The organism is Terriglobales bacterium, assembly GCA_035567895.1.
Taxonomy (GTDB): domain Bacteria; phylum Acidobacteriota; class Terriglobia; order Terriglobales; family Acidobacteriaceae; genus Gp1-AA112.
This window is the reverse complement of the sequence record DATMPC010000099.1, coordinates 62,900-77,141: the sequence shown is the minus strand read 5'-3', so window position 1 is coordinate 77,141 and position 14,242 is coordinate 62,900. Positions and strand designations below refer to the sequence as shown.

At 54.1% G+C, this 14,242-nt stretch carries 11 protein-coding genes; 1 reads left to right on the top strand and 10 read right to left on the bottom strand.

The annotated features are described in order from the left end of the window. Positions 1 to 25 precede the first annotated feature (25 nt). Positions 26 to 4,150: a choice-of-anchor D domain-containing protein gene (locus tag VNX88_20475; GenBank protein ID HWY71054.1), complete on the top strand. Its 4,125-nt coding sequence runs from the start codon at positions 26 to 28 to the stop codon at positions 4,148 to 4,150. A gap of 32 nt (positions 4,151 to 4,182) precedes the next feature. On the opposite strand, the gene VNX88_20470 is transcribed toward VNX88_20475, so the two are convergent. The 10 genes from VNX88_20470 to VNX88_20425 form a co-directional block, all read right to left on the bottom strand. Continuing rightward, positions 4,183 to 5,523 carry an SDR family NAD(P)-dependent oxidoreductase gene (locus tag VNX88_20470; GenBank protein HWY71053.1) on the bottom strand — a complete coding sequence of 447 codons (1,341 nt, stop codon included), beginning with the start codon at positions 5,521 to 5,523 and terminating at the stop codon, positions 4,183 to 4,185. 204 nt (positions 5,524 to 5,727) lie between these two features. Then, on the bottom strand, positions 5,728 to 6,381 hold the full coding sequence (locus VNX88_20465) for an HAD family phosphatase (GenBank protein HWY71052.1): 654 nt from the start codon (positions 6,379 to 6,381) through the stop codon (positions 5,728 to 5,730). Between the two features lie 7 nt (positions 6,382 to 6,388). Next, positions 6,389 to 7,114 (bottom strand): nucleotidyltransferase family protein, encoded by a 726-nt coding sequence (locus VNX88_20460; GenBank protein HWY71051.1) that lies wholly within the window; start codon positions 7,112 to 7,114, stop codon positions 6,389 to 6,391. Beyond that, positions 7,114 to 8,199: a hypothetical protein gene (locus VNX88_20455; protein HWY71050.1), complete on the bottom strand. Its 1,086-nt coding sequence runs from the start codon at positions 8,197 to 8,199 to the stop codon at positions 7,114 to 7,116. Before VNX88_20455 ends, VNX88_20460 begins: the two co-directional genes overlap by 1 nt. Then, positions 8,168 to 9,613, bottom strand: a complete 1,446-nt coding sequence (locus VNX88_20450; protein ID HWY71049.1) for a sugar transferase — start codon at positions 9,611 to 9,613, stop codon at positions 8,168 to 8,170. Before VNX88_20450 ends, VNX88_20455 begins: the two co-directional genes overlap by 32 nt. 115 nt (positions 9,614 to 9,728) lie before the next feature. Beyond that, entirely contained in the window at positions 9,729 to 10,349 is a 621-nt protein-coding gene (locus VNX88_20445; protein ID HWY71048.1) for an SIS domain-containing protein, read from the bottom strand. Positions 10,350 to 10,423: 74 nt separating this feature from the next. Further along, positions 10,424 to 11,530, bottom strand: coding sequence for an NAD-dependent epimerase/dehydratase family protein (locus tag VNX88_20440; GenBank protein ID HWY71047.1), 1,107 nt, complete (start codon positions 11,528 to 11,530; stop codon positions 10,424 to 10,426). Between the two features lie 57 nt (positions 11,531 to 11,587). Next, positions 11,588 to 12,307, bottom strand: a complete 720-nt coding sequence (locus VNX88_20435; GenBank protein ID HWY71046.1) for a sugar transferase — start codon at positions 12,305 to 12,307, stop codon at positions 11,588 to 11,590. A 4-nt stretch (positions 12,308 to 12,311) separates the two neighbouring features. Further along, positions 12,312 to 13,079 (bottom strand): WecB/TagA/CpsF family glycosyltransferase, encoded by a 768-nt coding sequence (locus tag VNX88_20430; GenBank protein ID HWY71045.1) that lies wholly within the window; start codon positions 13,077 to 13,079, stop codon positions 12,312 to 12,314. Beyond that, positions 13,069 to 14,175 (bottom strand): hypothetical protein, encoded by a 1,107-nt coding sequence (locus VNX88_20425; protein ID HWY71044.1) that lies wholly within the window; start codon positions 14,173 to 14,175, stop codon positions 13,069 to 13,071. The genes VNX88_20430 and VNX88_20425 overlap by 11 nt, the downstream gene beginning before the upstream one ends. Positions 14,176 to 14,242: the final 67 nt, after the last annotated feature.

Below are 14,242 nucleotides of genomic sequence, written 5' to 3'. Positions count from 1 at the left end.
CATACTTTCTGTGTTTGTGGAGCTTATGCGTAAGTCCAACGCTATTCCCCTGTCCATTCTCTGCTCTGTAGTTATTGTCCTGTTAATGCCACCTTCTTTGGAAAGCCAGGGTGCTCGCGTGCGTCCCGGCAAACAAACCTCCAGCAGCGTTCAACCAAACGTTCCAGATGAGGATCTGGATCCGGACGCAGACAATCCCACGGGCCGCCAGGAATGGTTTCGCGGAGGACGCCGCGCAGCAGGCGAACATGCTTCCGACCTGCTCCATCGCGCATACATTCAGAAACAGCAAATGACCTTGAACTCTCAGGGATCAACCCAGCAATCGACCTCGACTTTCAGTGCCGCTCCAGGACAGAACACAGCAAGCGGAATTCCGTTTACTGGAGCTACATTTCCCGGCACATGGACCAACTTGGGCCCAGCTCCGATCGGGTCAGATCCCGGGCAGGACTACGGGAGAGTGGTGGGAAGAGTTACGTCGGTCGTGGTCGACCAGGGCGATAACACTGGAAATACGATCTACATCGGAGCTGCCTTCGGGGGCGTCTGGAAGTCGACGAATGCCGCGGCGGCAGACCCCACCACCGTGAAGTGGACACCCCTGATCGACGATCAGCCTACCTTAGCCGTCGGAGCGGTCTCTATTCAGCCAGGAATGACAGGAAATAGTGCTGTAGTGCTGGTTGGAACCGGCGAGCCCAACAGCTCCGGCGATTCCTACTATGGGATGGGGATTCTGCGCTCAACGGACGGCGGGCAGACTTGGGCTCCAATCATTAAGAGCGCCGATAACGGAGTAAAAACTTTCGCCGGACTTGGGGCGAGCAAGTTCGCATGGAGCACCGCAAGTCCGAACCTTGTCGTTGTCGGCATGGGATCGACCAACGGTAAACGATACGGATCCGACTCAATCGGCGGACGTGGAATCTACTACTCCCAGGACGCCGGCCAAACTTGGCACTATGCCACAGTACAGGATGGCACTACCACTCTCACCGAGGGAACTGTCACCGATGTGTCCTATAATCCCGGAACAGGAAAGTTTTACGCCTTCTATCGCTATCACGGATTTTACGAAAGTGCCGATGGGGCGATTTGGAGCCGCTCTACGAATCAACCTAGCAGTTCAGGAGCACTCAACACCGTAAACTGTCCAACAAGCCAGCCGACTCCTAATCCCACCGGCAACTGCCCCCTTTATCGTGGCCAGATAGCAATTCAACCTACGACCCGCGATATGTACGTCATTTACGTAAATGATAACGATATTAGTCAGGGCGTCTTTGTCCTTTCGAATGGCAGTAGCACGTGGCGCCCGCTGAACAGCACTGGAACAACAGGACTGGTAGACAACACGAGCACCAATCAAATCGGACAGGGTGACTACAACCTATGGATTGGTGCTGTGCCGAACGGAGCAGGAACAGACCTAATGGTCGGCACGCGTGACATCTTCAAGTGCTCCCTGAATCCCTCGCAAGGAATAAATGATTGCACTTGGATCAACCTGACGTTCGTTTACAACGTCAATCGCGGCGTGAATTGTCCATCAAACGTACCAATTGCCGCTGCATCGCACGTGCACCCTGATCAACACGGTTTCGATTTCGCGCTTAACTCCCTCAAGATGTACTTCGTAAACGACGGTGGAGTTTATCGCGCATTGAACGGCACTTCTATTTCGGATGGCGCGTGTACGTCCCCCAATCCTTTTGAGAATCTCGATGCGAATATGGGTTCTCTCTCTGAGATGGTCTCGTTCTCACAGCATCCTGCGAACCAAAATGTCTTGCTCGGAGGGCTGCAGGACAATGGAACACCCGCACTGTTAGGCAGCGCGACTTTACTCTGGCAGACCGTCAACGGCGGAGATGGCGGTTTCAACGAGATCGATCCAAACAATCCTGATGGGATTTGGTACGCGACAAACACCGGCGTTTCGATTCAGCAGTGCGACGCAACCAACAAGCAGGCGCCTCCGAACGGTCCGAACATCGCCAACGCTGAAGCGTGCACTCCCGGAACCTTCGGCGCGGCGCCCTATCCCGCAGCAGGCCCCAACGTTGGCCCGTCGCAGGTCGCGAACGATACCGCCGAGTTTTACATGCCCTACACTCTCGACCCGTCCGATGGGGCCTTGGGCAGCAGTCGGGACTTGCTAGTTGGCACTTGTCGTCTGTGGCGAGGTCCAGGCGTTGGCGGCACCTCCTGGTTTGACGTTACGACTGCTTCTACCGTGCCCAACAAGGACGTGAGTCCCATTTTTGACAGCAACGCAACCACCTGCGTGAACGGCACAACCAAGATTCGAGCAATCGCAGCTGGTGGGCCTCAAGTGAGCGTCAGTCAAAAAGATGGTGGCACGACTGGCAGTCCTACAGTCGTGACGCATACCGTCTCTCAGGTTTTATACGTTGGCTTAGAAGGCGCTGGCACCTTGAATGACAGCGGCGGCAATCTCGGTCACGTGTTCGTAAACACCAACGCGGGAGCCCTTCAGCATGGGTCCACCGCGGGCTGGGTCGACGTGACGCCGAACCCCGGCGCGGTGCTCAATACTGGCAGCGCCACTTACGGCCCATATCCAGTCTCGTCGATTGAAGTCGATCGCAGCGATGCAACGGGAAAGACCGCATATCTCACAGTGGAAGGCTTCGGGGTTAGCCATATCTTCCGGACGATAAGCGCCGGCTCATCTTGGACTGACGTCACCAGCAATCTTCCTGACGCGCCGTTGGACTCGATCGCGGTAGATCCCGACGATCCGAACGTACTCTATGTCGGAACCGACATCGGAGCATTCATCAGCTTGAACGCTGGCGCATCCTGGGAAATCCTCGGAACCGGCCTACCGAATGTTCCGGTAACGAAAATCCGAGTGTTCGGCAGCAATGCAGTGCAGCCGAAGCTACTCCGCGTCTCAACCTACGGTCGCGGAGTCTGGCAGTTTGCCCTGCCTTTGCCGCCTGCGGTCGATCTGTCACCGAATCCGGTCGCATTCGGGAATCGATTGGTAAAATCCACCGCCAGCCAGACTGTCACCTTCACGAACAATTCAGGTTCGCCGGTTACCATCGCCAGCGTAGCGCTCGGAACTCCGGCCGGAACTGACTTCGCAATCACGAACAATTGCCCGATCGGCACGCTCGCCAACCTAGCAGCATGCCAAGTTCAGGTGAGTTTCAGTCCGCAGACAGCAATCTCCGAGTCCAACACGCTAGTGATTACCGATTCCGCTGCGGGCAGCCCTCATACGACAGCTATAAGTGGTACTGGGGTCGTGTCGGCCCTCTCTCTTTCGACGTCTTCACTCACGTTCAACGGTTCAGTTCAGAACGCTACGTCTGCCCAAACCGTGACTGTGAGTAATTCCGGCTCAACAAGCACAACCATTTCGGGAATAAGCATCACAGCACCATTCGCAAAGAGTGGCGGCACGTGCAGTGCCGGAATATCGCTTCCCGCTAACGGGGGGAACTGCACAATTCCAATAGTCTTCACGGCAACTGCTGCAGGACAAACCAACGGAACGCTTACAATAACGGACGCCAATGGAATCTCACAGTCGGCGAATCTAGTTGGAAATGCCTCCGACTTTGCAATCGGCGCCGGCGCAAGTGGCACGTCGCAGACCGTCAACTCCGGTCAGCCGGCTACGTACAACCTCAATGCTTCGGCGGTGGACGGATTCAACAGCACCGTAGCGTTTGCATGCACAAGTGGAGTGCCCGCGGCCGCGACCTGTACCTTTGCACCCTCAGCGTCCGTCAGCGTGAGCGGTACAACACCAACGGCCGTTACGCTGACCATTTCCACAACGGCACATTCAAGTTCGCAGCCAGCCCCAACCTCTGGGTCTGTGAGCTCACCCTTTAGCCGCAATGGACCATCGGCAGCCCTAATAATATCGCTGGGAGCACTGCTGACCTTGCTTCTTGCCTGCTCGAAGCAGGGAAGAAGCAGAACGAGGAGTCTTGCTTTACTCGGCGTGGTAGCAGGAGTCTCGCTAATCCCAGCCTGTGGGGGAAGCAATTCAATCACGCCTCCTCCGATTACAGGAACACCGGCCGGCACCTATAGCGTCGTCGTGACGGCTACCTCAGGCACCCGGAGCATCCCGACGACCCTGACACTGAAGGTAAACTGAGGCCCAAGGAAGAATCGCGGATTCCTTGCAGGTTACGAGGAACCAGGGCTTGGGATCTCGGTGTCGGTCGCACCCCGTTGCGCGATCAGATTCTTGGGCAGTACTCCATCCGAACCGGGGCTATAACGGGTTCCTCGCGAAATCACTATGGCTTTGCCACGTGCGTGCGCGGGAGTAGTCTCGAAACGGTACTCAGGAATAATTCCTTGAATCTGAGCACGCAACTTGTCGTCATCAGCGGTGTAAAGAGCGAGACGAAGAGCATCTAATTTTGACTTCAGTTTCGGCCAACTCACGATTGGACCTGAAGCCCGCTTGATTCTGTCGCACGAAGTCGGGAGTTCTTGCTCGTCCTTGTAGAAGAGTTCCTCATGCAACTTTTCACCTGGCCTTAAGCAGCTGAAGACAATCTTCACGTCCTTTCCGGTCTTGCCAAACTGCCGCCTCAGTCTTTGTGCCAGGTCGAGAATGCGAACCGGCTTGCCCATTTCCAACGACAGAATATCCCCGCGCTTCCCTATCGCCGACGCCTGCAGCAAGAGCGACACAGCTTCATCAACCGTGATAAAGAAGCGCGTGATATCACGGTGAGTCACGGTAAGCGCCCGGTTTCTTGTGATTTGCGTCAGGAACACAGGCACAACGCTGCCCTGCGACCCCAGCACGTTCCCAAAGCGTACTGAAATACAACGTATGCTGCCGTTCGGACAGGAAGCCAGAATGAGTTCTCCGAGGCGCTTTGTGCACCCCATGACGCTCGTCGGATTCACTGCCTTGTCGCTCGAAATCAGCACGAAGGCTTCACAGCCTGTCGCCTCGGAAGCCTCAAGAAGTCGAACGAGCCCAAAGACATTGTTCTCCAGCACAGCTCGAAGATTCTGCTCCATCATGGGTACATGCTTGTACCCTGCTGCATGAAATACGATCTGGACCTGATGGGCGGAGAAGATACGCCTCATCGGGTCAGAATTGCCGAAATCCTCGACGCAATAAACGATTGCAGCGCGGGATCGGCTAGCATCAAGCTCCCTCTGTAAGTAAAAGAGACCCGTTTCATTATGATCCAGACAGACGAGCGTCGCCGGCCCGCATACCAGAATCTGCCGACACAGTTCAGAACCGATCGAGCCAGCTGCTCCGGTCACAAGAACCACCTTACCGGTCACAGCTTGACGAACCGAATCCAACTCGATCTGAACGGCTTCCCGACCGAGGAGATCATTCAAGTCCATTGCAGGGAATTCGCTGGCATTTGCCCGGTCCCAGGTGGAGTCTCCACATACCCCAGCCGTCGAATTCGAATTCCATTGCTGTCTGGGTGACGATCCCTGATTTGTCGGCTTCCGCGTGTTTCCCTTCTGTGGGAGCGACATTGAAGCCTTCGACCGAGCCTGTTTTCTTCTCATCGGAAGGGTTTTAGCAGATTCTCCAGACCCTCTATTGCCATTTTGGAACTAATCGGGCTCGATTTGACACCGGTTCCACAGCGAAGGGAGGCAGTGTACGCAGTCAAGAGTCCCAATGCAACAAGAAATAGCGCTTGGCGCAGTTTTTTTCGACCGTACCAGGAAGGAGCTCTATACGAAGAGTTCCTCAAGCTGTGGCAACGAGGTAGATGCGAAGTTGGCGACAACTCGCTCCGCGCCCGCCTCGAGGAGTTCATCGGCCCGTGCGTGGTCCGCAATGCCAAGGCACTTGATGCCCGCAGCCTTCGCAGCCTGAACCCCGGAGATCGCGTCTTCGCAAACCAGCAAGTCGCTGTATGGGGAGCCTAGACGATCCGCGGCCTTCCGGAAGATGTCCGGATTGGGTTTCCCGCACTCAATGTCATCAGCGGTGACGATGGCCACAAATTGATCGTGAATGTTCAACTGACGGAGAATGTAGTTAACTCGGCTCTTACTTCCGCAAGACGCCACAGCGAAGCCGATGCCGGAGCGCGTCAATTGCCCTAAGAATTCCAGCACCCCCTCAACCGGCTCGATTGCCAGCGCCTCTTCCCTGAACAGCATTTCTTTGCGATGACCAAATTCTCTGATCTCAGCATTCGGCAGATCGCCAAGAAAGTGACGGAGGATGTCTTCTTTCTTGCGGCCATCCAAAACGAAATCAAGCTCTGCGTCTGAGACTTCCAGGCCAAAGGAATCGAAGAACTTCTTCCATGCGCGTTTGTGGATCGGATGGCTGTTGATCAGGACCCCGTCCATATCAAAAATAACGCCTCTAAGCATTTTGCTCCTAAACTCTTGCCCTCTTCAGTCCTGGCCAATCCTGCTGAGCAGAGCGATAGTTCTCCATCGTGCCAATGTCGATTAAATAATCCTGAATCTCGTAGGCACCCATTCTGCCTGCCAGCCGCGGCAATACATCAAATCCGATGTCCACCGGTAAGCGTTCAGGGATGAAATCGACGAATTCGCGAGATGCGAGGAGAATGCCCGAAAACGCAAGATTGCCCACAGGCAGTCTCGGCTTTTCTATGAATTCAGTGATCCAGCCTTTTTCGTCAACCTGAACAATTCCACATCGGGATGGGTCAGGAACCCTGTATACACCGATAGTCACACATGCTCCTAACACAGAGTGTCGTTTGACCATTTGGTTCAAATCCAAATCAGTCAGCACATCAGCGTAGAAAATCCAGAAACCTCTTGCATCTGATAGCCACCTCATGTTGGCTCGAATCGTCCCGGCGCTACCAAGCAGTACTGGTTCGTCAGAAACTTGAACTCGAACACCGGATACATTGTTTCGTTCAAGGAACTCACGAACTAAATCGGCGTGAGAGTGGAGGTTTATCAGAACCTCCTGAATGCCGTACTGGCGGCATTTCGCCAGCCAGATTTGCAGCATCGGAACCCCGCAGATGGGTAAGAGACACTTTGGCGTAACATCGGTCAACGGTCGCAGTCGTGTTCCATGACCCGCCGCAAGCAAGAAAGCCTTTTGGGGAGCAACAGTCATCAACGCGAGAAGTTCACAGCCGCCAAAGGTTCAAAGGTCCATTTCATGCCGCCGCGCTCATCTGCATCGATGAAGGGATCATCGACGACGACCTGAGCACCCTGGAAATCAAATTCGAAATCCATCTCACGAGCACCCAATGCGGTAAGGCGGGCGCGCACTGCTTGCTGGGCGGGCTGCGGACAGTACAGCAAGAGAAATCCTCCACCTCCGGCTCCTGTGATCTTACCGCCCAAGGCCCCCGCTCCACGTGCAGCCTCGTACATCTCGTCAATCCGAGAAGACGATATTCTTTGTGAGACTCGCTTCTTTGCTCGCCATCCTTTATCAAGTAATTCGCCAAATTGGTCCAGATTTCCCGCTTTGAGAGTGGCCCTCATCAGATCTGCAAGCTCTCGGATTTCATGCAAACTGTCAATGGCGACGCCGGTCTTTGTCCTCGTCGAATGCTCCTGCTCTTTCAGGATCGTCCAGGAATGATGAGCGGCGCCAGTAAAGAACAACATCAAGTTCGATTCAAGTTCTCTTACCAGGTCGGGCTCAAGATCGAGCGGCTCCACGGTAACCGACTCATCCTCTGCGAACCGAATGAAATTCAAGCCCCCAAAACTCGCGGCGTACTCGTCCTGCTTACCGACAGGCTTGCCAAGGACGTTTCGTGCGACATGGAATGCTCGTTCCGCCAACTGATACTTCGACATCGGAATGCCGAGATATGTAGTGAGGGTCTTGAGCACGTTCACACAAACGCTGGCTGACGAACCCAAGCCCGTTCCCGGCGGAATTTCGGACGCAAGAAAGAGGTTGAACGAAACTGCGCATCCGAGTTCTTTCATCACACAAAGTGGTATCTCCAAGTCGCTTCCCTTGACGCTCATCCGGGAAATGTCTGCCCAAGTTTCTACCACGCGCAGGTCGGACGAGATTACCTGCACTTTGTCGTCGGCGCGTTTTTGAAGGATTGTGTAGAAATGCTTGTTGATGGCAGTACTTAGAACTGCGCCACCGAACTTCTGATAATAGGCGGGTAAATCGGTCCCTCCGCCGCCAAAACTAATCCGCACCGGCGTGCGAACGATCAACATCAAGAACCTCCGTGAAACCGGGCTCCGGAGTCCGGGGGACAACGGCGGTCGGCTCAGCCGGGTGCCATATGCGAAGCGCGACCGTCCAGAGAGTTTGTAGTAGCAGCGAGAGGTCCAGCAGCGGCGACCAATGCAGCATGTATTGTAAATCGAAGCGCGCCTTGTCTTCGGACGCGTGTTGCTCGCGGAGACCGTGGACTTGCGCCAGTCCGGTCAAACCTGGTTTTGCGCTCAATCTCTGACGCTGCCATTCGGAATAGTGCTTTACACGATCCGGCGATTCAGGTCGTGGTCCAACCAGGCTCATGTCCCCCAAGATGACATTCAAAAGCTGCGGGAGTTCGGTCAAACTTAGCCGAGCCAGCCAAAGACGCAAACCGGAAAGGTCGGTTGCATCTCGATCGATGTTTATGCGCCACATCAGAAATGGTTGCCCATGTAAACCACATCGAAGCTCGCGCTTGAAAGGCTTTCTTGCGGCTATGATTTGACTCGCTGCAGCGATGATGACGATCGGACTCACCAATACTGTCAGAGCGGTGGCAATTACCAGATCCCCCGTGCGCTTCGCGACAACTGCGAACTGATTCGGGCGTTGCTCTTCCAAACAAAGCATTGGCAGACCCTCAACGTCCAGAAAACTCGCCTTTGAGAGGTAAAGTTCATATCCTTCTGGCACCAGTGAAACCTTCAATCCTGCGAGTCGGCCGAGCCGAAGCAGCTTTTGGATCTCCGAGGCGCCGGCGCGCGGATGGGCTACGACGATTTCATCCACAGCTTGTTTTTTCAAGAGTTCGATCACTCCAACAGTGCTCGTGGGGGGCAAAGCTGGAAGGGGAACATCGGCACGTGGCGATCCCAAAGGCATGTCGTTGGCTGAGTAGAGGAAGCCAACCACATTCTTCATGAGCTCAGGATGTCGCTGGATTTTATTTGCCAACTCACGAGCAACATTGCAGCTGCCCATGATCACGACGCGTTGCAGTGCTCGATTGCGAAAGCGCGAGGCAACAAAGGCGCGCACCAAAGAGCGGATGCAAATAAAACCGATTAACAGGAGCGCGCCGAAGTACAAGAGCAGCAGTCTCGAGTACGACTGCCTGGAGAGAAATGCCACCGACAGAGTGACGCATGTCAGCAACAGGACACCCGTCGTCACCTGTGACCAGACTCGCGGCGCCTCCCAGCCATCCGAAAATCCGTCAAGACGCATACGAGTAAACAGCAGCGCCCAAACGACCATTGCAACGCTTGCCACTAGGACGTATTCGATATAACTCCGGTGCGATGAGCTTGGGCTATGAAGCCGATAGCGAAGGAAGTATGCGATCGTGGCGGAAATCAGGATCCAGAGAAGATCGGCGAGAAGAACTGCAAACCGCAGACGACGACTCATCACGTTCGGGGGAGCCATGATGAAACAGACAAATCCTTAACTTGCAAACCGAAATGACGCTCTCACGGTTACAAATTACACCGGAACTGTAATTCTGGGAGCAATCCAAGCCCTTGTCAACCAAAGACTTGCCCTATGACGCTCTTGCGGCAACCACTTTCTTGAAATCCTCTTGCAGAATGTGATTTCGCACAATCGTGAACAGGCAATGGGCGACAGAGAGATGGAGATCCTCAATGATCTGCATGTTGTCGGAGGAAACAATCAGAGCCGTATCGCAAAGGGACTTCATAAGCCCACCCTCGAATCCGCCCAAGCAGATCGTAACGGCGCCAGCTTCTCTTGAGACTTCGAGCGCCTTCAGGATGTTGCGCGAGTTTCCACTGCAGCTAATTGCAAAGGCCACATCATCTGGCTGAATGAGGCCCCGAAGCTGCTCTGCGAAAACATCCTCGTAGCCGGAATCATTGGCCCAAGCCGTGAGGATTGGCAGATTGTCTGTAAGAGCGACTGCACGGAAACGCTTGCGACTCGGCCCATCGACCCAAGTGCCTTTTGCCAGATCACAAGCGAAGTGAGAAGCAAGGGCAGCACTGCCTCCATTGCCGAAGAGGAATGTGGTTTTCTGGTCCTCATATGCGCGATAGAGGATACGGGCAATGAGGTCAATGCGATTCCACTCTAAGGTGGAAACTGAGCGTTCCAAAACGGAAAAGTAAGATGCGGCATTCTGGATTTGGTCGGGGGATGACACATTTCCTCCAGGATTCAAGGTTCTTGCAACGTCCTCAATGAAAAAATCTGCTCGATGAACACCGACGAGCAGAACTACACCCCTACTACCACCCCGGCTTGCTTCATATGCGCATAAGCACTCATTGCGTCAGCAGGTATGCCGCCATTGGCGTCAACCCACGCAAGAAAATCATCAAGAATGTTGGCGAGCGTCCGCCTGGGAGACCATCCAAGCCCCGTCAATTCAGAAACCGACGATACGCTATGCCGGTTGTCACCCCGCCTGTATTCCCCAGAAACGTGAACTGAGATTTCTCTTCCAAGCCTCTTTGCAACTGCATCAGCATAGTCGAGCACTGTCATCGCATGTCCACTGCCAACATTGAAGGCACGATAATTTGCAGCATCGCTGGTCAGAACGACCTCGTACGCGTCAACTACGTCCTGAACGTGAACAAAGTCGCGTTTCTGCCGCCCATCTTCGTACACTACCAGCGGTAGCCCACTCATCGCGCGGCTAAAGAATATTCGACAAACGCCAGAATACTGGTTAAAGAGAGACTGTCTCATGCCCTGCGTAATTGAATAGCGCAACGCGACGGTGGGAATATTGTGGAGCCAACCCAATCCCAACGCCGTTTTTTCCTCGGCAAGCTTCGATACTGCGTACTGGTTGTACGGATTGACATGCGATTCGCGAAGAGGTACTGACTCGCTCACGGCGTGACATTCGGGACACTGCACCTCCCACTCGCCACGTTGGAGTTGCCCCTGTGACCGCGGTGCAGGAAGGAAAAATCCATGTTGTGTGCATTTGTATTGGCCCTCCCCGTACACCGCTTGCGAGGAGGCAACCACAATCTTCTTCACCGGAATCTGGTGCTCGACGATGACTTCATACAACAGTGCCGTCCCGACGGCATTCACACTTAGAAACTTCGAAAAGTCAGGCATGTAGTCTTGGTATGCCGCCTGATGGGACACGACATCAATGCCATCAAGCGCCCGTTTTAGGAGCCAGCGGTCCAAGATGCTGCCCTGGATAAACTCGACGTCGCTTCTGAGATATGGCGGTTTGCCCCTGGGATGAACTCTCGCCTCCAGCGAATCGAGAACGCGAACATGATCCCCTTTCCTTAGGTGCCGATCGACGATGTGCGATCCGATGAACCCCGCACCTCCGGTCACTAAGACTCTCATTCAGAATCCTCCATTGGTCATTCCTTCGATAAGGTCCTTCTGAGGTTCAAAAAAGACCTATTTCCCTGTGCCAGCAAACACCGCAATAAATGTCTTGCACAAAATGCGGAAGTCCAACAGCGGACTCCACTCGCGTATGTATTTCAAGTCCATCTCCACCCATTGCTCAAAGCTTCTCACGTCATTGCGTCCGTTAACTTGCCACAAGCACGTAATACCTGGCTTAACTGCGACCTTTCGCTTCTGATATTCGGTAAAACACTCATATTCGCTATAGAGAGGAGGACGTGGACCGACCAGGCTCATGTCTCCCTTCAATACGCTATAAAGCTGGGGCAGCTCATCTAAGCTGTGACGGCGCATCCAGATTCCGAGTTTAGTGACACGCGGATCTTGGGTGAGTTTAAATACGGGCCCATCCATCTCGTTGAGATGTTCGAGCTGGCCTTTTAACTCGTCAGCGTTGGCACACATCGAACGGAACTTATATCCGTTGAAACGCCGACCGTCTTTTCCCACTACCCGCCATGTGTAGAAAAGTGGTCCTGGAGAAGTCAGCTTCACCATCACAGCTAATACTAGAAACATTGGTAAAAGAAGGAACAAGAAAAAGGCCGACAACACGATATCCAGAGCGCGCTTTGCGGTCACGAAGAGCCAACGGTGCCAGAACGGCGACATCTCCAGTGACACCATCTCTTCTGCTTGCACGCACATCTTTCTTAAAACTCCGAATGGATTATTCTTGAGCAGGACTCCGCGCCTATCGTCGAACATGCGTTTATCCGTGGCCCTGCTCAAAGCCGGGCAGCCATTTGCGTGTTAGCTCAGACAGAACTTTTCTTAGCAGCCAAGGCATTGTAATTGCATATCGACGCCACAGATTTCGCGGGTCTTGCACGAGCCGAAATAACCATTCCATCGCCAGAGCGCGAATCCAATCTGGTGCGTCCCGCTTGATACCTGCAACCACGTCAAAGCTGCCTCCCACGCCCATGCAAACAGGAACCCCGAGCTCCGGCAGGTGCTGAGCGATCCAAAATTCCTGTTTTGGACTTCCAAGAGCAACAAAAAGCGCATCCGGACGAAGCTCCGCGATTTCCTTTCTGATCGCAAGGTCTTCTTCGCTGGTGAAGAACCCATGATGCCAGCCAACAATCTGCAATTTTTCGTAAATCGATCGCAGATTGCTCACCACTCGATTCAGCACAGAGGCCTGCGCACCGAAGAAATAGAGGCGGTATCCTCTTTCTTCCGCGCGAGATAAGAATCGCTTCAGCAGCATGACTCCGCCGATGTGATGGTGAACCTCTAGCCCCAACAACCGGCTCCCGATGACCACCGCCTTTTCTGGAATGAACAAAGCCGCTCCGCGCACAGCTGTGGCCAACCTTGGGTCCTGTTCCATTTGCCAGAGCTTGTTCGCGTTGATGACGGCGATCTGATGTGGCTCGCGTGTTTCGATAAACCGCTCCAGAGTGGCAACAGCGTCTTCCATCGAAAGGTTATCGACTGGACAGCCCAAGAACTCCACTCGATTAGCGGGCATGCACAACCTCCGGGACACGCTTATGGCCGTCGCATTTCAGTTGGAGCTTTGTGAGTGCGAGTTGCATCCAAGCCTGGCCCCAGCGCATATATGGAATTCGTATACGGTGCCAGCGGTGAATCTGATAATGAAAGAACCCAGACGAGTCCTGAAGGTTGTTGATCGCCCAGATAGAAATCTGTCGGGCTGCCTTAAGGGCTTCAGGTTCGGATTCGGAAAACTGAAGAAACGTAAGAATTGCCTGCGCAACGGAGTGAACGTCGATCGGATAGGTTTTGTTGAGGTAATACTTGGGTGCGCCGTTCTCGAGGAACATCCGTTCCTTCCAAAACCGGTATCCACTTCGAGTCGCCGATTCGAATTCGTTAGTATCGAGCAATCTCCCGATCTCGCTCAAGGCGACGAGAACGAATCCGGTGTGAAAGTTATCTACCCATTGGTCGTCGCGACTAATGCCGTAAGTCCAGGAACCGTCACTGCGCTGCCGAGAAACTGCAAAACGCGCTGCCGAAAGAGCAAATTCGCGCAAGTTCGTTTCTCCTGTTCGAGCGTGAACCGCTGCCAGCAACTGCGCACCCAGTAAATTCGCGTTATAGACGAAACGGCGATCGATGGGTGTGTAGGAAAAACACACTTGCCCGGCACTCGAATCCTGGCGATTCAAATCGCGCAAAACAAAATCGCAGGCTCCTCGGGCAATCGGTAGCGGTTCAAATGCGCTGCCTCCGCCGTCATTCTCTTGCCCTCCCAAAAACGACCTCAGCACCGGTTCCGCATCCAGGAACGCCAGACCGATAAAGGCTGTATTGACAATCGTTGGAGTGCCAGCCGGAGCAAAGAAACCTCGATTGGGCCAGTCGAAATTGTACCCCCAGCATGGCCCGGAATAGCCCCGAATCGCATGCTGGCTGAGCCATTGAGCGAAAAACTTGACCAGAAGACCGCGATCAGCTATGCCGCCATTGCGATACTTGTGTGAGTAACTGGTGAGAAACAGACCCATTGCTTTGGGGTTGTGCGACTTGGGAACACGCAGCAGTGGACGCATATTGACTGGAGAGTGCCTCAGGGCCTGCACTGCGACGAGTCTCAGCAAGTGACTTTCGCCGACAAGGGAACGAACAATCGGGCTATTTAGCGCATCATGCGGATCCCAGCCTTTG

What these genes read in the sequence shown, in the direction of transcription:
- VNX88_20435 (HWY71046.1), bottom strand. Translation starts at nt 12,307, where the DNA reads ATGTTCGACGATAGGCGCGGAGTCCTGCTCAAGAATAATCCATTCGGA.
- VNX88_20455 (HWY71050.1), bottom strand. Translation starts at nt 8,199, where the DNA reads ATGTTGATCGTTCGCACGCCGGTGCGGATTAGTTTTGGCGGCGGAGGG.
- VNX88_20465 (HWY71052.1), bottom strand. Translation starts at nt 6,381, where the DNA reads ATGCTTAGAGGCGTTATTTTTGATATGGACGGGGTCCTGATCAACAGC.
- VNX88_20475 (HWY71054.1), top strand. Translation starts at nt 26, where the DNA reads ATGCGTAAGTCCAACGCTATTCCCCTGTCCATTCTCTGCTCTGTAGTT.
- VNX88_20430 (HWY71045.1), bottom strand. Translation starts at nt 13,079, where the DNA reads ATGCCCGCTAATCGAGTGGAGTTCTTGGGCTGTCCAGTCGATAACCTT.
- VNX88_20470 (HWY71053.1), bottom strand. Translation starts at nt 5,523, where the DNA reads ATGTCGCTCCCACAGAAGGGAAACACGCGGAAGCCGACAAATCAGGGA.
- VNX88_20450 (HWY71049.1), bottom strand. Translation starts at nt 9,613, where the DNA reads ATGGCTCCCCCGAACGTGATGAGTCGTCGTCTGCGGTTTGCAGTTCTT.
- VNX88_20440 (HWY71047.1), bottom strand. Translation starts at nt 11,530, where the DNA reads ATGAGAGTCTTAGTGACCGGAGGTGCGGGGTTCATCGGATCGCACATC.
- VNX88_20460 (HWY71051.1), bottom strand. Translation starts at nt 7,114, where the DNA reads ATGACTGTTGCTCCCCAAAAGGCTTTCTTGCTTGCGGCGGGTCATGGA.